This window comes from Ramlibacter aquaticus (assembly GCF_015159745.1).
Lineage (GTDB): Bacteria > Pseudomonadota > Gammaproteobacteria > Burkholderiales > Burkholderiaceae_C > Ramlibacter > Ramlibacter aquaticus.
In genome coordinates this window covers 1-378 of the sequence record NZ_JADDOJ010000222.1, presented here as the reverse complement: position 1 = coordinate 378, position 378 = coordinate 1, and the positions used below count along the sequence as shown (strand labels likewise).

Annotated in this window: 1 rRNA gene; it reads left to right on the top strand. The window is 52.9% G+C overall.

The features are described from left to right. Positions 1-87 (top strand): 16S ribosomal RNA (locus IM725_RS20210); the annotation flags it as partial. Positions 88-378 lie beyond the last annotated feature (291 nt).

Genomic DNA, 378 nt, shown 5'->3' with positions numbered 1-378 from the left:
AGGGCGATTACCACGGCAGGGTTCGTGACTGGGGTGAAGTCGTAACAAGGTAGCCGTATCGGAAGGTGCGGCTGGATCACCTCCTTTCTGGAAACTGCAATCAAGTTTGAACGTCCACACTTATCGGCTGTCGTTGTAGCCGGCAACACCCAAGCCGCTTCCCAAGGAAGCTGTTTGGGTGTTGTCACCAGGTTGCCTGGTGCCAATCGGCTGTTCTTTAACAATTCATAGAGTCGAATCAGCGCTGCTCGCGGAAAGGGTCCTTGTGGCCCACCGTGCCGTGAGCAGCATGAATTTTTGATTGCGTCAACATAGAACTTCAATTTCGAATTCGTTCGAAGATGAAGACGGCATAACGCGCGAGGTGAGAGACCTCGC